Genomic DNA, 21,493 nt, shown 5'->3' on the forward strand with positions numbered 1-21,493 from the left:
CGACCTCACAGGTCTTTTTCAAAGGAACCTCATCCACCGAAATGGACGGGGTATCAACTTTTTGGCGTTGATTTTTGGCACGCTGTTGAGTTCTCAAGGAACGGACGCTTCCTTCGTACTCACCCTCTCGGGCTTTCCTCCGGGCGCTTCCTTCGTTCTTGTGTCTCCGACTCTATCAGACCCTTTCGGGCCTGACTCCCAGTCAGCGGGGTTTGTCTTCCGGGCTGTTGGGCCCTTCCGACTCCCAGAACTCTAGTGGATTTCCCAGGCGATTCATAATCGGCCTTCGGAAATGAATTCGGGCATGCCGAATGCGTTCCCGGTGGGAGATCTTGCTGAGTTGGGTGCCGCAACGAGGCGGCGGGATTCGCCGTCACCGAAACCTTTCGGCTCGGGGACAACTCGAAGAACCTTACGGATCCGCGAGGCCCGTGTCAACCCTGGGCGGTGCCCGGGTTCGGCTCGGGGACTAGCTCGGGGACTGGAGGTCCTCCACGCGGTCCAGGAGCCGCATGAGCATGTCGCCCAGGACCCCGCGTTCCGCGGTCGAGAGGTCCTGGAGGAGGTCCTCCTCGAAGACCGTGGCCGCGCGCATCGCGTCCAGCCACTTGCTGCGGCCCTCCGCCGTGAGCTCGACGATCACGCGGACGCGGTTGTTCTCGTCCCGCTCCCGCGTGACCAGCGCTTCCGCCGTCATGCGGTCGATCCGGTGGGTCATCGCCGCCGGCGTGAGGCCCAGCTGCTTCGCGAGCTCGCTCGGACCCATCCGGTACGGGGCTCCGGAGAGCACGAGGGCCTTGAGGACCTCCCACTCCGCGTTGCTGATGCCGAGGGCCGCGGTCTGGCGGCCGTACGCGACGTTCATCCGGCGGTTCAGGCGGCTGAGGGCCGATACGACCTTCTCCACCTGGGGGTCGAGGTCCTGGAACTCACGCTGATAGACGGCGATCTGTTCGTCGAGGCTCGGCTCATGGACGGACGCGGTGCCGTCGGGGGTGTCACCCATGGTCCGAAGTATGGCACGAGCACGTTGGCGTCTAACTCCTTCAGTGTGTAGTGTTAAGCGTCGAACTTTAGGTATGAAGTCTTCAAGCTTCAGCAATCAAGGTGGTGAGAAGTGACCAAGGTGATGGGCGCTGCGATGCGGAGGATCCAGGCCGGGAACGCGTTGACCGCGTTCGGTATCGGTTTCACGGTTCCGTTCCTCTACGTCTACGCGGCGAAGGTCCGAGAACTGGACCCCCTGTGGGCGACGTGCACGTTCGTCGCGTTCGCCCTCGGCGCGCTCCTCGCGCTGCCCTTCACCGGCCGGGTCATCGACCGCCGGGGTCCGGCCCCCGTGGTCATGGGCGCCGCGTTCCTCGCCTCGCTCGGCTCGCTCTCGCTCGGTCTCTCGACGACCGCCGCACCGATCCTGCTGTCCGCCCTGGCGCTCGGCGCCGGGCAGGCCGTCATGCAGCCGGCTCTGGCCACGATGATCGTGCGCTGCTCCACGCCGTCCACCCGGACCCGGGCCTTCGCCCTCCAGTTCTTCCTGCAGAACCTGGGCCTCGGCATCGGCGGCCTCATCGGCGGCCTCCTCGTCGACGAGACGCGTCCCGGCAGCTTCACCCTGCTGTTCGGCATCGAGGCCGTGATGTTCCTGGTCCTGGCCGGGGTCATCGCCACCGTGCGGATGCCGCAGGCGCCGGCCATCAGCAACGCCCTGGCCAAGGCCGCCGCGCAGACGGGCGGCGGCTGGAAGCGACTGCTCGAGCACAAGGCCATGGTGCGGTTCTGCGTCCTCGGCTTCGTCCTCTTCTTCGCCTGCTACGGGCAGTTCGAGTCGGGCCTGTCCGCCTTCGGTACCGAGGCCGCCGGGGTCTCCCCCTCCGTGCTCGGGTTCGCGCTTGCCGCCAACACCGGTGCCATCGTCGTGGCGCAGTTCGTCGTGCTGAAGCTGGTCGAGAACCGGCGCCGCTCCCGGGTGATCGCGCTCGTCGGACTCATCTGGACCGGCGCGTGGATCCTCGCCGGCTTCTCCGGCCTGGGCCACGGCGGCGCGACGATGGCCGCCGCCGCGTTCGTCACCACGTACGCGCTCTTCGGCATCGGCGAGGCCATGCTGTCGCCGACGCTCGCACCGCTGGTGGCCGACCTGGCTCCCGAGGGCTCCGTGGGCCAGTACAACTCGGCCTTCGCCCTGGTGAAGCAGATGGCGCTGGCCCTCGGGCCGCTCGGGGTGCCGCTGGGCGCCGGCGTGCCGATGTTCTACATCGGGACCTTCGTCCTGGTCTCGCTCGGCATCGCCTGGCTGGCGCTGCGCCTCGGCAAGCAGCTGACGCCGGTGCAGGACAACCCGGCGCTGGCCCGTGGTGCGGTCGCGGCGGAGACGGCGCGGGCCGCCGAGCCCGTACCCGCGTAGCGGGCGTCCGTACGGAGGGCTCCGTACGCGGAGACGGCGAAGGCCCCGGTCCGGTGGACCGGGGCCTTCGCCGTACCGCTACTGGTCCTTGTCCCTGTCCTTGTCCTTGTCCGGGAGGGCGAACTCGCACCAGACGGCCTTGCCGCCGCCCGGGGTGCGGCGGCAGCCCCAGGACGAGGCGATGGTGGCGACGATCGAGATGCCGCGGCCCGTCTCGTCGGCCGGTTCCGCGCGGCGGCGGCGCGGGAGGTGGTCGTCCCCGTCGGTGACTTCGATGATCAGCCGGCGGTCGGTGCGGCGCAGGCGCAGGCGCATCGGCGGGGTGCCGTGCTGGAGGGAGTTCGCGACGAGTTCGCTGGCGGCCAGGACGCCCAGGTCGCACAGTTCGACCGGGAACCGCCAGGAGGCGAGGACGCCCTGGGCGAAGGCGCGGGCCCGCGGAGCTGCCTCGACGCCTCCGAGGAGTTCCAGGGCGGCGTTGTGGAAGAGCTCGGCGTCGGCCCCGGTACGGGCGGGCTGCTGGAGGACCAGGACGGCCACGTCGTCGTAGTGGTCGGCATCGACCCCGAGCGCGCGCATCAGGCGGTCGCAGATCACGGCTGGGCTGCCCTGCGCGCCCGAGAGGGCGCGCTCCAGGGCGGCCACCCCTTCGTCGATGTCCTCGCCCCGGCGTTCGACCAGACCGTCGGTGTAGAGGACGGCGGTGGAACCGGGGCCGAGCGCGATGGAGCCGGAGGTGTGGAGCCAGCCGCCGGTGCCGAGCGGCGGCCCGGTGGGATCCGCGGCGCGGCGCACGGTGCCGTCCTCGTCGCGGACGAGGATCGGGAGGTGGCCGGCGGAGGCGTAGGCGAGGAGGCCCTCGTTGGGGTCGTGGACGGCGTAGACGCAGGTGGCGATCTGGCTGGCGTCGATCTCGGCGGCCAGTCCGTCGAGGAGCTGGAGGACCTCGTGGGGCGGGAGGTCCAGGCGGGCGTACGCGCGGACGGCGGTGCGGAGCTGGCCCATCACGGCGGCGGCGCGGACGCCGCGGCCCATGACGTCGCCGATGACGAGGGCGGTGCGGCCGGCTCCGAGGGTGATGACGTCGTACCAGTCGCCGCCGACGGCGGCCTCGGTGCCGCCGGGCTGGTAGGTGGCGGCCACCCGCAGGTCGTCCGGCTGCTCGAGCTCCTGCGGGAGGAGGGAGCGCTGGAGGGTGACGGCGGCCTCGCGCTGGTGGCGCTCGCTGGCCCGCAGGCGCTCGGCGGCCTCGGCGTGGTCGGTGACGTCGGCGAGGTGGACGAGGACGCCGGTGTGGTGGGCGGCGCCACCGGCCTCGCCGTCGGGGCCGGTGCCCGTGCCGGAGCCGGTGGCCGGGGCCCCGGCGGCGACGGCAGCGGCGGCGGCGTCCGTGGTGGGGCCGTGGCCGTGGTTCTTGGGGAACTCGACCGGGGTGCAGGTGACGGTGTAGGAGCTGCCTCCACCGGGCGCGGTGCGGTTCTTGGCGGTACGGGGCTTCCCGCTGCGCTGGACCTGGTCGAGGAGCGGGAGCAGGCCGAGCTCGCCGAGTTCGGGGAGGGCCACGCGTGCGGGGGCGCCCGGGCAACGGGCTCCGAAGCCGGCGGTGTAGGCGTCGTTGACGTAGGCGAGGCGGTGTTCCGGCCCGTGCACGAGGGCGACGAGGGCCGGGAGGCGGTCGAGGACGTCGCGCACGGAGAGTTCGTCGAGGGAGGGCACGGGGGCGTGGCCGCCCGCCGTACCCGCTGCGGCGCCCTCGGCGGAGGTGCCCGTACCGCTGCCGCGGACGGCCGGGTCGGCGGGGCCGCCGTCCGGCGCGGTCGCGCAGTGGCCGGCGGCGCCGCGGGCGGCCGGGACCGAGCCCTCGCCGCGTTTGGCCTGGGCTGCGGCGTGTTCGGACCGGGCGGCGGCCCGGCGCTGCGTTCCGGGGAACCGGGCGCTCCAGCGGGTGAAGTTCACTGCTTCTAGCCTCGTGGTGTCGCTCGTGGTGTCGCTCGTGGTCGCTAGGTCACTCGGTGGCACTCGGTTGTCACTCTGCGCAGATGTGAGCCCACCTATGGTCACACGTCCAGTGTGGCCGACGGCACTGACAGGTCAGCTTCCGCTTTTCTTCGGAAGCTCCTTGGGACCTCCGCCCGCGGCGAGTTCGAATTCTGCCCTGGGGTGTTCGAGGGATCCCAGCGAGACGATCTCACGCTTGAAGAGGCCGGAGAGCGTCCACTCGGCGAGCACGCGCGTCTTGCGGTTCAGGGTGGGGACGCGGCTGAGGTGGTAGGCGCGGTGCATGAACCACGCCGGGTAGCCCTTGAGCTTGCGTCCGTAGACGTGGGCGACGCCCTTGTGGAGGCCGAGGGAGGCGACGGACCCGACGTACTTGTGGGCGTACTCGGTGAGGAGTCCGCCGCGCAGGGACGACACGAGGTTGTCGGCGAGGACCTTGGCCTGCCGGACGGCGTGCTGGGCGTTGGGCGCGCAGGCGACGCCCTTTTCCGCGGCGGTGATGTCGGGGACGGAGGCCGCGTCACCGGCGGCCCAGGCGTGTTCGACGCCCTCGACGGTCAGGAAGGAGGTGCAGGCGAGGCGGCCGCGTTCGTCCTTGGGCAGGTCGCTGGCGGCGAGGACCGGGTGCGGTTTGACGCCGGCGGTCCACACGACGGTGCGGGTGGGGAAGCGGGCGCCGTCGCTGAGGACGGCGACGCGGTTCTCGCAGGAGTCGAGGCGGGTCTCGAGGCGCAGGTCGATGCCGCGGCGGCGCAGTTCGCGGACCGTGTAGGTGCCCATCTCGGGTCCGACCTCGGGGAGGATCCGGTCGCTGGCCTCGACCAGGACCCACTTCATGTCCTCGGGTTTGACGTTGTGGTAGTAGCGGGCGGCGTAGCGCGCCATGTCCTCCAGCTCGCCCAGGGCTTCGACGCCCGCGTAGCCGCCGCCGACGAAGACGAAGGTGAGAGCGGCGTCGCGGAGGGCGGGATCGCGGGTGGAGGAGGCGATGTCCATCTGCTCGATGACGTGGTTGCGCAGGCCGATGGCCTCTTCCACGGTCTTGAATCCGATGGCGAATTCGGCGAGCCCGGGGATGGGGAGGGTGCGCGAGACGGATCCGGGGGCGAGGACGAGTTCGTCGTACTCGATCTCGAGGGGGCCGGCGCCCTCGTCGTCGGTGGCGAGGGTGGTCACGGTCGCGGTCCGTTTGGCGTGGTCGATGCGCTGGGCCTCGCCGATGACGATGCGGCACCCGGTCAGGACGCGGCGCAGGGGGACCACGACGTGGCGTGGGGAAATGGAGCCCGCGGCCGCCTCCGGGAGGAAGGGCTGGTACGTCATGTACGGCTCGGGAGAGACCACCGTGACCTCGGCCTCGCCGGTTCTCAGCTTTCGCTGGAGCCGGAGTGCCGTGTACATGCCTACGTAGCCGCCGCCGACGATCAGGATCCGCGTGCGGGGCGGGTTTCCGGGGGACTCGCCCCGGGAGTTAGCAGCCTTCACCACCCCATGACGCAACGTGGCCGGGAGTTTGTCCACAGCCCCGACAGATTGTGTGACCGGAAGGGGCTCCCGGAGTGGGTCGTTCAGGGGGCTGGACGGAGGGGAAGCCGCGCAGGTCAGGGCGGGCGGAAGGGGGGATTCCGGAGGCTTGGAACGGAAAAGTGAGGGTGAATGCTCCGATCGGGCGGTGGTCCGTCCGGGGCTGCCCCTTCTGAATTGACTCTGGCTCAACTATGTTCGTATCTCGTCGAGGAGTAGGACCAGGGCCCTCATGACCGTGGCCCCCCTCGACACGAAGGCGGGGAGTGTCTCCGGGGGGAGACAAATGATTACCGGGGGATACATATGCACATTTCCGATTTCCATGCTTCTGCGACCGCTCTGTCGTCGGCCACTGCCTCTTCCGAGGGCGGCGGCCGGCTGATGGCGGGCGGCGCAACGACGCACGGCGTGGGACGTTCCACGCCGCTGCGCGTCGATGCCCAGCGCAATCTCGAACACGTACTGCGGGCAGCCCGCGAGGTCTTCGGCGAGCTCGGCTACGGGGCTCCGATGGAGGACGTCGCGCGTCGTGCGCGGGTCGGCGTCGGCACCGTGTACCGGCGGTTCCCGAGCAAGGACGTCCTCGTCCGGCGCATAGCCGAGGAGGAGACCTCCCGGCTGACCGAGCAGGCCCGGACCGCGCTCGGCCAGGAGGAGGAGCCGTGGCAGGCGCTGTCGCGCTTCCTGCGGACCTCTGTGGCCTCCGGCGCCGGGCGGCTGCTGCCGCCGCAGGTGCTGCGGGTCGGCGGTCCCGGCGAGGAGGAGGCCGAGGCCGCCCGGGTGCCGCAGCAGCGGCAGGCCGTCGCGACCGGCGGGGCACCCGAGCTGCGGGTCGTCGGCTCTTCACGCGGTCTGGAGGACGAGCCTTCGGACGACGCGGGGGCGGGCGAGCTCCTGGAGGTCGTCGGCCGTCTGGTCGAACGGGCCCGGGAGGCCGGCGAACTGCGGGGCGACGTCACGGTGGCCGATGTGCTGCTGGTGATAGCCACGGCCGCTCCCGCCCTGCCGGACGCGGCGCAGCAGGCCGCGGCTTCGGCCCGGCTGCTCGACATCCTGCTCGAGGGACTGCGGTCCCGGACGGTCTAGCGCCGACCGGCCGGTGCGCAGTGGCCGGTGCACGCCGGCCGGTGCACGCCGGCCGGTGCACGCCGACCCGGGAAGAACGGTGCGGGGACGCCCGCCGGGCCGGCGGGCGTCCGCCGGATCCGTCGGACGACGGCTCGCTCGAACGGGTGAGGCGGCGTACGGCGATTCACCGGACGGTGCCCGGATGAGTGGATGGCGCGCGGACGGGCACGGCGCGTGTCCGCCGTGTGACACGCTGAATCGGTGTACCGGTTGAGTGTGTCCTGCGGGGGCTTCCGCGATGAGCGTTGACGGTCGGGAAGAGCCGCAGGGTGGCGGCGAAGTCGATGCGGGCGGCGTGCCCGCGCGGCAGGTGCCGGCGCAGCGCGAACGGGGCGGGCGGCACGCCGCCGTAGCCGGCGGGGAGCCGCCCCCGTCCGACGGGGACCTGATCGCCCGCATGCGCGGGGGCGACGACGGTGCGTACGAGGAGCTGTTCCGCCGCCACGCCGGGGCCGTACGGCGCTATGCCCGTTCGTGCTGCCGCGACGGGCACACGGCCGACGACCTGACGGCCGAGGTGTTCGCGCGCACCCTCCAGGCGGTTCGGGGCGGAGCGGGTCCGGACCAGTCCGTGCGCGCCTATCTCATGACCACCGTGCGGCGGGTCGCTGCGGCCTGGGCGAAGACCACCAGGCGCGAGCATCTGGTCGAGGACTTCGCGCTGTTCGCGGAGCAAGCCTCCGGGGCCGGCGACGGCGGGGGCGGGCTGGCCGGGGACGACACCCTGGAACTCGGCGCCGACGTGCGGGCGATGCACGAGGCCGAGCAGTCGCTCGCCATGCAGGCCTTCCGGAGCCTGCCCGAGCGGTGGCAGGCCGTGCTGTGGCACACCACCGTCGAGGAGGCGTCACCGAGCTCGATCGCGCCCCTCTTCGGACTCAGCGCCAATGCGACCGCGGTCCTGGCCGGTCGGGCCCGGGAAGGGCTCAAACAGGCCTATCTCCAGGCCCATGTGAGCACCGCGCTGAGCTCGGGCGGGGAGTGCGCCCGGTACGCCTACCGGCTCGGGGCGTACGCGCGCGGCGGTCTGCGGATGCGGGCCGAGCGGGGGCTGCGCAAGCACCTGGAGGAGTGCGCCCGGTGCCGGGTCGCCGCCGGGGAGCTCAAGGACGTCAACGCGGGCATTCCCGCGCTGCTGCCGGTCGCCGTCATCGGGTGGTTCGCCGCCGGGTACGCGGCCAAGGCGGCCGGAGTCGTGGCCGGCGGGGCCGTCGCCGCGGGCGGTGCCGGGGCCGTGGCGGCCGCCGCGGGGGGATCGACCGCCGGGGTGGCGGGGGCGGGCGCCGCCGGGAGCGTGGCCGGGGGTGCCTCGGCCGGTGGGGCTGGTGGGGCCGCTGGAACAGGTGGCGCGGGTGGGGCTCTGGCTTCGGAGGGGCTGGGACTGCCGGCCAAGGCGGCCATCGCCGCCGGAGTCGTGGTCGCCGCCGCGGCCGGAGTGGTGTTCGCGCTGGCCGGTGACGACACCGAGCCGCCCGCGCGTGCGGAGCCCGCGCCGAGTGTTGCGGCCCCGGTCGCGCCGGCGGCGAAGCCCTCCGCCGCGCCCGCGCAGGAGCCGGCCCCCACGCGGGCGCAGCCGCCGACGGCGCGGGGATCCGTACCGTCTCCGCGGGTGACGCCGCCTCCGGCTCCCGGTGCTCCGGCCGCCCCGGCGCCTTCCCCCGGCCGGGAGCGCCCGTCGGCGAGTCCCGGCCGCGGCCAGAGCCCGAATCCCGGCCCGAGCCCGAGCCCGAGCGCGAAGGTGACGCCGCCTGCGCCGGCCGCGCAGGCGTTCCGGGTCGCCGGGCTGGGCCACTCCGCGTACGGGGGCCACGACGGTCCCGAGATCGAGACCTGGCAGAGCAGCTGGGTGTGGCAGCGCTGGGGAGTGACGATCGGCGGGCAGCGCTTCGCCCACGGAATCACGGTCGACTCCCGGTCGTCCGTGCGGATCGCGCTCAACCGGCAGTGCACGGACTTCACGGCGCGGGCCGGCGTGGACGGGCTGTCGCTGTACACGGTCGGCAGGGTCCGGTTCTCCGTGTACGGGGACGGGGAGCGGCTGTGGCGGTCCCCGGCGCTCGGGCGGGAGGATCCGGCGGCGCGCGTGTCCGTGCCGCTGTCCGGGCACAAGGTGGTGCGGCTCGTCGTGGAGCGGGTGGGAAGCGGGCAGTTGCCGGTGCTGGCGAGTTGGGCCGACGCGGTGATCGGCTGTCGCTGAGCCGCCGACGCCGGCCCTGCGGGTGCGCGGCGCTCCCGGGTCTCGGAGGTGGCCGCCGTGGCGGCTGAGGCGGGCGGTGCGGGCGGTGCGGGCGGTGCGGGCGGGGTCAGGAGAGGGCCGGGCGGCGGAGGGGGACGCCCTTGGGGACCGCTCGGCGGCGGGGGGTGGAGGTGCCCGTCCAGCAGGTTCCGCGTCGGGCGAGGAGGCGGCCCAGCCACAGTTCCATCGAGACGAGTTCGGCCAGGCCGTCCAGCGGGACGGGGCGGCCGTCCGCCGCGTCGAGCAGGGCCTGGCGCACGACCCGGGCCTCGATCAGGCCCGCGTCCGCGAGGAGGGGGGACGCGAACAGGGACAGGAGCGCGGGGAGGGCGGCGCGCAGGCCGAGGCGGGTCGCGGATTCGTTCGGGGCGTGGGTGGTGGCGCCCCACCCGGGCGGGAGTTCGCGGACCCCGGCCGAGGACAGGACGCTGCGCAGGATCGCCGCCCGCGCCCCGGGCTGGACGCGCAGGGATTCGGGGAGGGCGCGGGCGGCCCGTACGACCTGGTTGTCCAGGAAGGGCGCGTGCAGACGCTGGCTGCGGACCTCCACGGCCTGTTCGAAGACCCGGTGGTCGGCGGCGTGGCGGGCCAGGGCCGCGCGCGCCCGGGCTTCCCCGGGCCGCAGGGAGAGGGGCGGGCGGCCCGCGGCGGCGCTCAGGCGGATCGATACCTCTGCCAGGGCCTCGCCCGTCAGCCAGGCGGCCGCCGGGCCGGGCCGGGACCAGGTCAGGGCCGCGAGCGAGGCGTCCACCGGGGAGACGGGGCCGGTGCCCGCGCCACCGTCGCGCAGCCGGGCGGCGGCCGCTTCCATACCGGCGCGGTACGGCGTACGGGCCAGGCGGCGGGCGGCCGAGTAGACGGTGAGCGGGACGGTGAACGGTACGAGGAGGGAGTCGCCGGGGGACGAGCGGGCCAGGGCCGCGACCGGGCGCAGCAGGTGGCGCCTGCGGCGGTCCATCAGGAGGTCGGCGAGCCGGGCGGGGTGGGCGTCGAGGACCTGGCGGGCTCCGTGGCCGGTGAAGTGGTCCGCCGATCCGGCGGCCAGGCGGCGGCGCTCGCGGGCCGCGAAGACGAGGGAGGGGCCGGGCTCGTCGGTGAGCGGTCCGTCGAGGTCCGCGTACGGGAGGGCTTCCTCGGCGGCGGCCACGACCACGTGGTGCAGGCGGGGGTTGGCGGCGATGGCGTGGGCGCGTTCCAGTTCGGGTCCGCGGCCCTGGGGAGTGGCCAGGTCGTTGAAGGTGACGGCGAGGAGGCGCTCGCCGGTACGGCTGAGGACCGTGCCGGGCGCCCCGGGGAGGCCGGCCGCCAGCAGCGCGAGGGTGGCGGAGGCGCTGCCGCCGGAGAGGTCGGCGCCGACTCCCGGGACGGGTGCGGGGGCGCCGCGGGCCGCGCGCCGGTCGGCGGGTCCCATTCCGGGCACCGGCCCGGGATCGTGGGGCAGGGTGTCGGGAGCATGACGGGGAGCCGTGAGCCGGGCGCGCACCGCGTCGACCAGAGCTTCCCGTACGCCCTCCACCGCGCGCTCGGCGTCGGACTCGGGCGCGGCCACCGCGAGGGAGGCCACCTGTTCGTAGCCGGTGATCTCCCGCGAGCCCTCTCGCAGGATCAGCGCGTGCCCGGGCGGGATGCGGCGAACGCCGACGTACGGTGTGCCGTCGCCCAGCGCCTCCGGGCTGTCGGGGCAGGCCAGCAGGGCGGCGAGGTGGCCGATGTCGAGCTGCGCCTCGATCAGGTCGGCCAGCGGGAGGGCGGCGGTGGCGTACGCGGTCCCGCTCGCCCAGGGCGTGTAGAAGACGGGGCGGGCGCCCGCGAGGTCGCCGACGACGGTGATGCGGCGGCCGGCCTGGATGACGGCGGTGTAGCTGCCGGGCCACTCGGTGAGGTGGCGCAGGGCGCCGCCGCGGGCGGCGGAGAGGCCCCGGTGCAGTTCCGCGTCGGTGGCGCCGCAGCAGCCGAGGACGGCGAGCCGGATGAAGGGGTCGGCGGGGTCGGCGGTGACCGTGCGGATCTCGTCCGGGCGCCAGTCGCCGACGGCCCAGAGGGGGTCGGGGTCTCCCCACAGGAGCTGCGCGCCGACGGGGACGACGGTGCGGTCGGCCTCGGCGGCCCCGGGCTCGTCGGGGCGGTCGGCGTCGGCGAGGCCGCCGCGCAGGGGGCCGTCGCCCCAGGCGTCGGGGCCGGAGCCGTAGGCGGGTGCCGATCCGTGGGCGGGGCCCTGACCGGAGCCGTATCCCCCCTGGCCGGAGCCGTGCGCGGCGGCGTGTCCCGCGACGCGTCCGGCCGTGCCGAAGCTCGCGGCGATACTGCTCCACCCCACCAACCAGCGCACCGCCGCCTCCCCAGCCCGTGGGCATCCGACCGGGGTGCGGACGGCGCGGACGGCGCACGTGGGCGCGGCCGGCGGGACCCCGGGTGGCTCGGGGACCATGCTGCCACGAGACAGGCGTGTGGGAGGAGGGAAGGGGGGCGCACATGCAAACGAACACGCCCCGTCCACACGGTATTTGGCGTTCCGCTCCCCCTGCCCCATAGGTCTGTTTAGGCCATTCTTCGACCGTACTGCGGGCCTCTCCGGCCTCCTGCGCACGCCGACGGCGCCCCCGTGCGGGGCGCGGTCCGGAGGGCGGGTTCCACCCCCCGAACCGTTCCGCCACCCGCGGGGATTGAGGCAGCGGCGTCCCCCGGCCCGCCGGATCCACGCAGCGGGCCGACCCACGCACCGTCATCGAATCGCCGGGCCCTCGGTGCGGGCAGAGCGCACGGCCGGGCGCACGGCCACACGGGCGGAGCACGCGCCGACACGTGCGCCCCGGGCACGGACCCCTCCCCCACTGTGCATACGGACAACAATCCCGCCATACGGAACTCGGGGCCTTAACGCTTGGGAGGCGGGGAACTACGCTGGGTTTACGAAATGCCGGGCGCCTATGCCTCGGCGGCGTATGCGTTCCGCGTGTGACGAGGGGTGGCGCATGTCCAGGGAGCTCCGCGAGCCCAATGAGAAGCTCGGCGCCGTCCTCGCCCTCGCGGGCATCAGCAACGCCGGGCTGGCCCGGCGGGTCAACGACCTCGGCGCGCAGCGCGGGCTGACGCTTCGGTACGACAAGACGTCGGTGGCCCGGTGGGTGTCGAAGGGGATGGTGCCGCAGGGCGCCGCCCCGCACCTGATCGCGGCCGCCATCGGCGCGAAGCTCGGCCGGCCCGTACCGCTGCACGAGATCGGCCTCGCCGACGCGGATCCGGCGCCCGAGGTGGGGCTGGCGTTCCCGCGCGACGTGGGAGCGGCCGTGCGCTCGGCGACCGACCTCTACCGGCTCGACCTCGCCGGCCGGCGCGGCGGTGGCGGGATCTGGCAGTCGCTCGCCGGTTCCTTCTCGGTCTCGGCGTACGCGACACCGGCCTCGCGCTGGCTGATATCTCCCGCGGACGGCTCCGTGGCGCGCGAGCCGGGCCGGCCCCAGGGCCAGGTCGGCGTGCCGGGGCCGGGGCCGGGGCAGCCGCGGGCACGGACACAGGCTCAGGCCCCCGGGCAGGCACCGGGATCGGCACCGGGATCGAGCTCGGCACCGGGATCGGGCAGCGTGCAGGGACAGCGTCGGGGAGCGCCGTCCCACGCGACCGTGGCATCGCGCGAACCGGTGCCGGGTGCGGCCCCGCCGGAAGGCCTTCCGGCGCCGCCGGGCGCCCTCGTGGGGGGTGTGCCCGCCCAGCCTTCGGGCGAAACGCGCGCCGCGCCCGCGCCGGCGGCCGCGCTCTCCTCGCCCGAGCCCGCGGCCTGCGCGCCCGCACCCTCCCCGCCCGCCGCACCCTCCGCTCCGGCCGCCGCCGAGGCCGGTCCGCAGCGCGTGGGCCACAGCGACGTGGCGAAGCTGCGCGAGGCGGCCGAGGACGCCCGCCGCTGGGACTCCAAGTACGGCGGCGGGGACTGGCGTTCTTCCATGGTCCCCGAGTGCCTGCGGGTGGACGCGGCGCCCCTCCTGCTCGGCTCGTACACCGACGAGGTCGGCCGGGCGCTCTTCGGCGCGACCGCCGAACTGACCCGGCTGGCCGGCTGGATGGCCTTCGACACCGGCCAGCAGGAAGCCGCCCAGCGCTACTACATCCAGGCGCTGCGCCTGGCCCGCGCCGCGGCCGACGTACCGCTCGGCGGGTACGTACTGGCGTCGATGTCGCTGCAGGCCACCTACCGGGACTTCCCGGACGAGGGCGTGGACCTGGCGCAGGCCGCCGTGGAGCGCAACCGGGGCCTGGCCACCGCGCGCACCATGAGCTTCTTCCGCCTGGTCGAGGCGCGGGCGCACGCGAAGGCGGGCGATTCGACGGCCGCCGGGTCCGCGCTGCGGGCCGCCGAGGGCTGGCTGGAGCGGGCCCGGGAGGGCGACGGGGACCCGACCTGGCTCGGCTTCTACTCCTACGACCGCTTCGCGGCGGACGCGGCCGAGTGCTACCGCGACCTCAAACTCCCCCGGCAGGTGAGGCGCTTCACCGAGCAGGCGCTTTCGCGGCCGACGGAGGAGTACGTACGCTCGCACGGGCTGCGGCTCGTCGTGAGCGCGGTGGCCGAGCTGGAGTCGGGGAACCTCGACGCGGCGTGCGCCGCCGGCACACGGGCGGTGGAGGTGGCGGGCCGGATCTCCTCGGCACGGACGAACGAGTACGTACGGGACCTGCTGCACCGGCTGGAACCGTACGGGAACGAACCGCGCGTCGCCGAACTGCGCGAGCGGGCCAGGCCTCTGCTGGTGACCCCGGCATAGGCCCGCGTGGCCTCGTTGTCGGTGGCGGGGTGCACTATGCAGGGGTGGGAGGTGTCAGCGTGGGGGGCTTGGGCAGCATGGGCAGAGTGGACTGCGACGTGCTGGTGATCGGCGGCGGAATCGTCGGCCTGTCGACGGCGCACGCCCTCGCCAGGCTCGCTCCGGGGACCCGCGTGGTCGTCCTGGAGAAGGAGGACGGCCCCGCCCGGCACCAGACGGGGCGCAACAGCGGTGTCATCCACAGCGGCATCTACTACAGGCCCGGCTCCCTCAAGGCGCGCTTCGCGGTGCGCGGAGCTGCCGAGATGGTCAAGTTCTGCGCGGAGCACGGCATCGCGCACGAGGTGACCGGCAAACTCATCGTCGCCACCGAGCGGGACGAACTGCCCCGCCTGCACGCGCTCGTGCAGCGGGGCCGGGAGAACGGCATCCCCGTGCGCGAACTGGGGCCGACGCAGATCGCCGAGTACGAGCCGCAGGTGCGCGGGCTCGCCGCGATCCACGTGGGGACCACCGGGATCGTGGACTACGGGCGGGTCGCGGAGCAGCTGGCGGAATCCTCGGGCGCGGAGATCGTCTACGGCGGGGCGGTCGACCTGATCTCGAGGCGCGCGTCGGGGGTCGCGGTGCGGACCAGCGCCGGCCTGGTGGTGCGCGCGCGGGTCCTGGTGAACTGCGCGGGGCTGCAGTGCGACCGGATGGCGCGGCTGGCCGGGGACGACCCGGGGATGCGCATCGTGCCGTTCCGGGGCGAGTACTACGACCTGACCCGGCCCGAGCTCGTGCGCGGGCTGGTCTATCCGGTGCCGGATCCGGCGTTCCCCTTCCTCGGGGTCCATCTCACGCGGGGCATCGGGGGCGGGGTCCACGTCGGGCCGAACGCGGTGCCGGCGCTGGCGCGCGAGGGGTACGGGTGGAGCACGGTCCGGCCGCGGGACCTCGCGGACGAGCTGGCCTGGCCGGGATCCTGGCGGATGGCCGCGCGGCACTGGCGGTACGGGGCGGGCGAGGTGCGGCGTTCGGCGTCGAAGGCGGCGTTCGTCGAGGCCGTGCGGCGCCTGCTGCCGGCGGTCACCGCCGCGGATCTGGCGCCCGCGGCGGCCGGGGTCCGGGCGCAGGCGGTGCTGCGGGACGGGACGCTGGTGGACGACTTCCTGATCCGGGAGGCGCCGAGGACGGTGCACGTCCTGAACGCGCCGTCGCCCGCGGCCACCGCCTCGCTGCCGATCGGCCGGGAGATCGCCTCCCGGGCGCTCAGCGCGCTTCGCGCCGCGTAGTTCCGGGGCGGCCCTTCGTCCGGGCGGCGCCCTACGTCGGCGGGGCCGGATCTCGCGGCCCCCGCGTAGAATCGGCGGCATTGTGTCTGAGTCCCGCATCCCCCCGAGTCCCGCCCCCGAGCCGACGCCGGAGGCATCCACCTACGCTCCCCCGAAGTGGCGGACCGAGCCCCGGTTTCCCGACGGGCCCGCTCCCGACCCGGCGGGCTCGCACCACGAGCGGCGGATCCGGAGCTTCCAGCCCCGGCGCAGCCGGGTCACCACCGGGCAGGGCGAAGCCCTCAAGCGGCTCTGGGGGACCTGGGGCCTCGACATCGACGGACACCACGTCATCGACCTGAAGCGGATGTTCGACGGGCTTCCCGTCGTGCTGGAGATCGGCTTCGGCATGGGCGAGGCCACCGCGCAGATGGCCGCCGCCGACCCGGGGACCGGGATCCTCGCCGCCGACGTGCACACCCCCGGGCAGGGCAACCTGCTCGCCCTCGCGGAGCGCGGCGGTCTCACCAACGTCCGTGTCGCCAACGGGGACGCCATCATCCTGCTCCGCGAGATGCTGCCCCCGGACTCCCTGGCCGGCCTCCGCGTGTACTTCCCCGACCCCTGGCCCAAGGCCCGCCACCACAAGCGCCGGCTGATCCAGCCCGAGTTCCTCGCGCTGGCGGCCACCCGCCTGGCGCCCGGGGCGATCCTGCACTGCGCGACCGACTGGGAGCCGTACGCCGAGCAGATGCTCGACGTGCTCACCGCGCAGCCGGAGTTCGAGAACACGCAGGCCGACGGCGGCTACGCGCCCCGGCCGGACTTCCGCCCCCTCACCCGCTTCGAGGGCCAGGGCCTCGACAAGGGGCACGTCGTACACGATCTCCTCTTCCGCCGCACGGGTAACGCGGAGAACTGACAACGTCACTGCGTGTGCCGGGGCCGCTCGGTAGAGTCATGACGTGTCCCGAGCGACCCGACCGCCCCGACCACCCCGCGACCTCCCCGCCCGTCCCCTGCGCCCCGTACGCCGGCTCCCGCACGTGCTCCGGCTCCCGCACGTGCTCCGGCTGCCGCACGTGCTCCGGCTGCCGCACGTGCTCCGGCTGCCGCACGTGCTCCGAACGTCCCGAGTGCGTACGTACGCGCTCGTCGCGCTGCTCGCCGCCTCGGGAGTCGCGATCCTGGAGCTCGTGCGGGAACAGACGGGTACGCCCGGCTTCTTCGTCGGTATCGGCCTGGCCCTGCTCCCCGTGGCGCCGCTCATGGCGGCGTTCCGCTGGCTGGGCCGGACCTCGCCGCAGCCGTGGGCGCAGCTGCTGTTCTGCTTCGGCTGGGGTGCCTGCACCGCGGCGCTGATCGCCATACTGGCCAACAGTTTCGCCACCCAGTGGATAGCCGCGGCCACCGCCGATCCCTCCGACGCCGATCAGCTCGGCTCGGTGGCCATCGCGCCGGTGGTCGAGGAGAGCGCCAAGGCGGCAGCGCTGCTGCTCGTGTTCCTGTTCCGCAGACGGCAGTTCACCGGGCCCGCCGACGGGTTCGTGGTGGCCGGCTTCACCGCCGTCGGCTTCGCCTTCACCGAGAACATCCTCTATCTCGGCAACGCCTTCGACGAGGACGCCGCCAGCGGCACCGGTGTGCTGGACTCGGTGACGGCGGCGACGTTCTTCGTCCGGATCGTCATGTCCCCGTTCGCACACCCGCTGTTCACGGTGTTCACGGGCCTCGGGTTCGGCGCCGCGGCGCTCGCCGCCGGCCGCACGCGCCGGATCGGCCTGCCGCTGCTGGGCCTGGTCCCGGCGATGGGCCTGCACGCGCTGTGGAACAGCTCGTCGGACCTCGGGGAGTCCGGTTTCTACGTGGTCTACGGCTGTGTGATGGTCCCGGTGTTCGGGCTGCTGGTGTGGCTGGCCGTGTGGATACGCCGCCGTCGGCTGAGGGCCGTCGCCGGGGAGCTCGCGGTGTACGCGGCCGCCGGCTGGCTGGGCCCGGCCGAGGTTCCCGCGCTGGCGTCGATGCCGGCGCGGTCGCTGGCCCGCACGCTGGCCCGCAGGACGGGGGGCCGTCCGGCGGCCCGCGCGGTCGCGCTGTACGAGGCGGACGCGGTGACCCTCGCCCTCCTGCGCCGCCGGGCGCGCGGCGGCGGTCCGGCCCACGAGCCGGATTTCGCGGGCCGGGAGCGGGAGTTGCTGCACCGCCTGTGGCTGCGCCGTGCGACGGCGGGTCCGGTGCTGTCCCGGGCGGCGGTACTGGAGGACCTGCTGCCGCCCTCCTTCGATCCGATCCGCCCCGCGCTGGCCGGTGTGCCTGCTCCGCGCGATCCGCGCGATCCGCTCCGTGCTAGACGTTCAGCCCCCTGGCCGTCAGCCACGCCAGCGGGTCCACCGTAGAGCCGCCCACGCGCACTTCGAGGTGGAGGTGCGGACCGGTGACGTTGCCGGTCGCGCCGACCCGGCCGATGGTGTCGCCCGCCGCGACCGAGCCGCCGGTGACCGACATCGAGGACAGGTGGCAGTACCAGATCTCCGTGCCGTCGGGGAGTTCCAGCACGATCCTGTAGCCGTACGCGCCGGACCAGCCGGCCGAGGTGATCTTGCCGCCGCCGACGGCCTTGACCGGGGTGCCGGTCGGGGCCGCGAAGTCGAGGCCGGTGTGGTGCCCGGAGGACCACATGGAGCCGGAGTCGCCGTAGTGCGAGGTGAGGGTGTAGGCGGAGGTGGGGAGGGCGTAGCTCCCGGCGGACTTGGCGACGCGCTCCTGCTCGGCCTTGGCCTCGGCCGCCGCCTTGGCCTCCTCGGCTTCGCGCGCCTCCTTGGCGACCTGTTCGGCAGCCGCCGCCTCGGCCGCCTTGCGCGCGGTCTCCTGGGCCTCGCGGGCCTCCTTGGCCGCGGCCTCCTGCGCGGCCCGCTCGGTCTCGGCCCGCTCCTGCGCCGCGGCCGCCTCGTGCTGGGAATCCGCCTGCTGGAGGATCCGGCTGCGCAGGAGCTCGCCGGCGTCGGCGCTCCGGTCGGCCTGCCGCGGGACGATCCCGGTCCGGGTCCCCTCGGCGCGCACCCCGACGGCGTCCGTACCGCTGCCGGCGGTGTCGGCTGCGTCGTCCTCGCCGCCCAGGACGCCCGACAGGGAGGGCAGGGAGATGGCGACCTGGGGCCGGTCCTGCGCGGTGGCGATGCCGCCCGCGCCGACCGCCGCGATGACGCCGACCCCGAGCACCGTGGAGGAGCGGGCGAGTCCCCCGCGCTGCTTCAGCACACGGTGCTTGCCGCGCAGCGGCCGGACCGAGTCCTCCGTCGGGTTCCACTCGCCCCAGGCGCCGGCGGTGGGCTGCTCCTGGACGTCGGTGCCTTCAGGGGCAGGCGAGTTGGAGGCCACCTGGGCACACTCCTCATGGACGTGCACACGCACGGCGCCGTCTCTTGCGACGGCTGGGACGACCGCGCTGCGTTATCGAACGGTAATAGAAGAAGGGGAGTGATTCCAAGCAGTTGCGATTGATCGTTAACGACAATCAGCCACGCGCCGCATGGCCCTGGCCAGTACTTTTATCAGCAATCAGGGATCAATTCGGGCAAAAAACGAGCTACTCCCCCACACCTCGCGCCACATCTTTACTTTGACGCTCCGTCAAGAACCTTGCCGAACGCGCTCCTTCGGTCACGCTCAGTCGCTTTTCGATACCACCGGAACCGTCCGCCGCCGGTCGGGCTGCCGCTCACCCGGCCGCTCCACCGCCAGCAGCGCCATGTCGTCCGTGGCCCCGCCGCCCGTGTGCCGGCGGACATCGCTGCCGAGCGCGCTCAAGAGCGCGTCGGGCCCGGGGAAGACCCGTCCGAGCAGCCGGGCCGCCGGATCGTAGAAGGCGCCGGAAGCGTCCCGGGCCTCCGTCAGCCCGTCCGTGTACAGGAGCAGCGTGGCCCCCGCCGGAAACCGCCACTCCTGCGCCCGGTCGGGCCAGCGGCCCAGGTCCCCCATGCCCAGCGGCAGCGCCGGCTCCGCCGGGACCAGCACCTCGATCCCCCCGTCCGCGAACAGCAGCAGCGGCTCGGGGTGACCCCGGTTGACGAGCCGCAGCAGGCCCGCGCCCGGCGGGATCTCCCCGAGCACGCACGTGGTGAACCCCTCCACCGCGTCCAGGCTGTCGCGCCGGTTGCCCTCGCGGGCCAGCGCCCGCTCCAGCCGCTGCGCCACCGCCTCCAGCGACGGCTCGCTCTCCGCCGCCTCCCGGAACGCCCCGAGCACCACGGCGACGGCCTCGACCGCCCCCAGCCCCTTCCCCCGTACGTCGCCCACCGCCAGCCGCACCCCGTACGGGGTGTCCTGGACGGCGTACAGGTCCCCGCCGATGAAGGCGTCCGCCACCGCGGCCTCGTACGAAGCGGCGACGCGCAGGCCCCCGATCCGTTCGGCGGGCGTCGGCAGTACGGCGCGCTGCGCCGCCTCGGCGATCTCGCGCGCCGAGGCGAGCTGCTCCGTACCGCGCCGCACGACCAGGTTGATCAGGACGGCCAGCCCGGAGACGGTCAGGACGGTGGCCAGCTCGGTCAGGGCCTCCACCTTCCAGGTGGTGCCGTTGTAGAGGTGCAGCACGATCACGGCGAGCGTGGCCGCGAGGCCGGTCAGGACGGTGGCCCCGAGCGTGAAGAGGGGAGCGGCGATCAGCGGGGCGGCGGAGAAGAAGGGGGAGCCGGTGAAGCTGGGCGGGGTGAGGACGTCGAAGAGGAAGCCCAGGACGATCAGGGCGGCCGGGAGCATCTTGACGAGCCGACGGACCACGGCGCTGCCGGCGACCGCGCCGAACGCGCGCTCGCCCCTGCCCTGCCGGCCCAGCCACGCCACACTGCTCTCCTGCCGTGCGGTCCCTCGCATCGGATGGCGGGGCCGCCACCACCTCGCCCCCAAGGCTCGCCTCAGGAGGGCCGGTTCGGCGACCCGGGCAGGACCGTTCGGGTGAGGCGGGACGCGGCAGGGAACGACGAAGGCCCGGTTCCCCAAGGGAACCGGGCCTTCGTACTGAGTAGCGGGGGCAGGATTTGAACCTACGACCTCTGGGTTATGAGCCCAGCGAGCTACCGAGCTGCTCCACCCCGCGTCGGTAAACACAACTCTACGCCATCCGGGGGGAGACCTGCGCCAATTGATGTCCACACCACCCCGGAAGCGGACATCGTCGCAGGTCAGTGGCGCGCAACCCGGCTGGAGGAGGCCAACTGGGCGCTGTCGGGCCGGATCTGGCGCCCCACCGGGCGTGCCTCCCGGGCCCCGCCGGAGCCGCCCCCCGGCCTCCCGGAACGGCACAGTGCCCCGTCCGGCGGACCGGACGGGGCACTGGGAGCAGTAGGCCATGTCGGACTCGAACCGACAACCAACGGATTAAAAGTCCGCTGCTCTGCCAATTGAGCTAATGGCCCTCGACGTGCTCACCCCAGAGCATAGCCGCAGACCGCCGGAGCGCCGATCGCATATCGGCTCTCCGGGCCCGGGATGTCGGTGCGGGCCGCGCACCGGTCCGGACACGAACAGGGCCCCTACGACGCGGTGTCGTAGGGGCCCTGCCGTGGACCGGTCGGCTCAGAGCCTCGGATCAGCCGTTGCGCTTCCAGCGCGGCTTGTCGTCACGACGGCCGCCGAAGGAGGAACCGGTCGAGCCGGAGCCCGACGGACGGTGGTCGCCACCGGAGCGGAAGCCACCACGGTCGCCACCGCGGTCGTCACGGTTGTAGGTGCCGGACGGACGGTCGTCACGGTTGTAGGTGCCGGACGGACGGTCGTCGCGACGGAAGCCACCACCGGACGGACGGTCACCACCGGAACGGAAGCCACCACCGGACGGACGGTCGCCACCCGAGCGGAAGCCACCACCGGACGGACGGTCACCACCGGAACGGAAGCCACCACCGGAGGGACGGTCACCACCGGAGCGGAAGCCACCACGGTCGCCACCGCGGTCATCGCGGTTGAAGCCGCCCGACGGACGGTCGTCGCGACGGAAGCCACCACCGGACGGACGGTCACCACCGGAACGGAAGCCACCACCGGAGGGACGGTCACCACCCGAGCGGAAGCCACCACCGGAGGGACGGTCACCGCCGGAGCGGAAGCCACCACGGTCGCCACCGCGGTCATCGCGGTTGAAGCCGCCCGACGGACGGTCGTCGCGACGGAAGCCACCACCGGACGGACG

General features: G+C 73.8%; 13 protein-coding genes, 2 tRNA genes and 1 pseudogene. 7 read left to right on the plus strand and 9 right to left on the minus strand.

All coding sequences use genetic code 11. The features are described 5' to 3' along the window. Window positions 1-469: 469 nt before the first annotated feature. Complete coding sequence (locus ABZY44_RS09490) at window positions 470-1,006, minus strand: MarR family transcriptional regulator (RefSeq protein ID WP_356651665.1); 537 nt, start codon at window positions 1,004-1,006, stop codon at window positions 470-472. A 111-nt stretch (window positions 1,007-1,117) separates the two neighbouring features. On the opposite strand from ABZY44_RS09490, the gene ABZY44_RS09495 reads away from it, so the two are divergent. After that, window positions 1,118-2,404 (plus strand): MFS transporter, encoded by a 1,287-nt coding sequence (locus tag ABZY44_RS09495; protein WP_356651667.1) that lies wholly within the window; start codon window positions 1,118-1,120, stop codon window positions 2,402-2,404. Window positions 2,405-2,482: 78 nt separating this feature from the next. On the opposite strand, the gene ABZY44_RS09500 is transcribed toward ABZY44_RS09495, so the two are convergent. Continuing rightward, entirely contained in the window at window positions 2,483-4,360 is a 1,878-nt protein-coding gene (locus tag ABZY44_RS09500; protein ID WP_356651669.1) for an ATP-binding SpoIIE family protein phosphatase, read from the minus strand. A 135-nt stretch (window positions 4,361-4,495) separates the two neighbouring features. Next, window positions 4,496-5,890 (minus strand): NAD(P)/FAD-dependent oxidoreductase, encoded by a 1,395-nt coding sequence (locus ABZY44_RS09505; RefSeq protein ID WP_356651671.1) that lies wholly within the window; start codon window positions 5,888-5,890, stop codon window positions 4,496-4,498. Window positions 5,891-6,310: 420 nt separating this feature from the next. On the opposite strand from ABZY44_RS09505, the gene ABZY44_RS09510 reads away from it, so the two are divergent. Together ABZY44_RS09510 and ABZY44_RS09515 are read left to right on the plus strand one after the other, a co-directional pair. Continuing rightward, window positions 6,311-7,015 (plus strand): helix-turn-helix domain-containing protein, encoded by a 705-nt coding sequence (locus ABZY44_RS09510; protein ID WP_356651673.1) that lies wholly within the window; start codon window positions 6,311-6,313, stop codon window positions 7,013-7,015. Between the two features lie 280 nt (window positions 7,016-7,295). Continuing rightward, window positions 7,296-9,254, plus strand: coding sequence for a sigma-70 family RNA polymerase sigma factor (locus tag ABZY44_RS09515; protein ID WP_356651675.1), 1,959 nt, complete (start codon window positions 7,296-7,298; stop codon window positions 9,252-9,254). 106 nt (window positions 9,255-9,360) lie between these two features. Here ABZY44_RS09515 and ABZY44_RS09520 read toward each other — a convergent pair whose 3' ends face one another. Beyond that, a complete protein-coding gene (locus ABZY44_RS09520; protein ID WP_356651829.1) occupies window positions 9,361-11,445 on the minus strand; it encodes an asparagine synthase-related protein in 2,085 nt (694 codons plus the stop codon). Window positions 11,446-12,265: 820 nt separating this feature from the next. Here ABZY44_RS09520 and ABZY44_RS09525 point away from each other — a divergent pair. The 4 genes from ABZY44_RS09525 (at window position 12,266) to ABZY44_RS09540 (ending at window position 17,702) form a co-directional block, all read left to right on the plus strand. Further along, a complete protein-coding gene (locus tag ABZY44_RS09525) occupies window positions 12,266-14,050 on the plus strand; it encodes a sporulation protein (protein WP_356651677.1) in 1,785 nt (594 codons plus the stop codon). A gap of 77 nt (window positions 14,051-14,127) precedes the next feature. After that, window positions 14,128-15,327, plus strand: coding sequence for an L-2-hydroxyglutarate oxidase (lhgO, locus tag ABZY44_RS09530; RefSeq protein WP_356651679.1), 1,200 nt, complete (start codon window positions 14,128-14,130; stop codon window positions 15,325-15,327). Between the two features lie 97 nt (window positions 15,328-15,424). Then, window positions 15,425-16,228, plus strand: a complete 804-nt coding sequence (trmB, locus tag ABZY44_RS09535) for a tRNA (guanosine(46)-N7)-methyltransferase TrmB (protein ID WP_356651831.1) — start codon at window positions 15,425-15,427, stop codon at window positions 16,226-16,228. A gap of 196 nt (window positions 16,229-16,424) precedes the next feature. After that, window positions 16,425-17,702: a PrsW family glutamic-type intramembrane protease gene (locus ABZY44_RS09540; RefSeq protein WP_356651833.1), complete on the plus strand. Its 1,278-nt coding sequence runs from the start codon at window positions 16,425-16,427 to the stop codon at window positions 17,700-17,702. Here ABZY44_RS09540 and ABZY44_RS09545 read toward each other — a convergent pair. The 5 genes and pseudogenes from ABZY44_RS09545 to ABZY44_RS09565 all read right to left on the minus strand — a co-directional run. Further along, entirely contained in the window at window positions 17,653-18,684 is a 1,032-nt protein-coding gene (locus ABZY44_RS09545) for a M23 family metallopeptidase (protein ID WP_356651681.1), read from the minus strand. The two genes, ABZY44_RS09540 and ABZY44_RS09545, sit on opposite strands and share 50 nt — an antisense overlap. A 288-nt stretch (window positions 18,685-18,972) precedes the next feature. Then, window positions 18,973-20,148: a PP2C family protein-serine/threonine phosphatase gene (locus ABZY44_RS09550; RefSeq protein ID WP_356651683.1), complete on the minus strand. Its 1,176-nt coding sequence runs from the start codon at window positions 20,146-20,148 to the stop codon at window positions 18,973-18,975. 179 nt (window positions 20,149-20,327) lie between these two features. Next, window positions 20,328-20,401, minus strand: a tRNA-Met gene (locus ABZY44_RS09555). A gap of 246 nt (window positions 20,402-20,647) precedes the next feature. Then, window positions 20,648-20,720: transfer RNA gene (locus ABZY44_RS09560), tRNA-Lys, on the minus strand. Between the two features lie 173 nt (window positions 20,721-20,893). Beyond that, window positions 20,894-21,493: pseudogene (locus ABZY44_RS09565) on the minus strand (RNA helicase); the annotation flags it as partial.

Source organism: Streptomyces sp. NPDC006544 (assembly GCF_040611715.1).
In the GTDB taxonomy this organism is placed as follows: Bacteria; Actinomycetota; Actinomycetes; order Streptomycetales; family Streptomycetaceae; genus Streptomyces.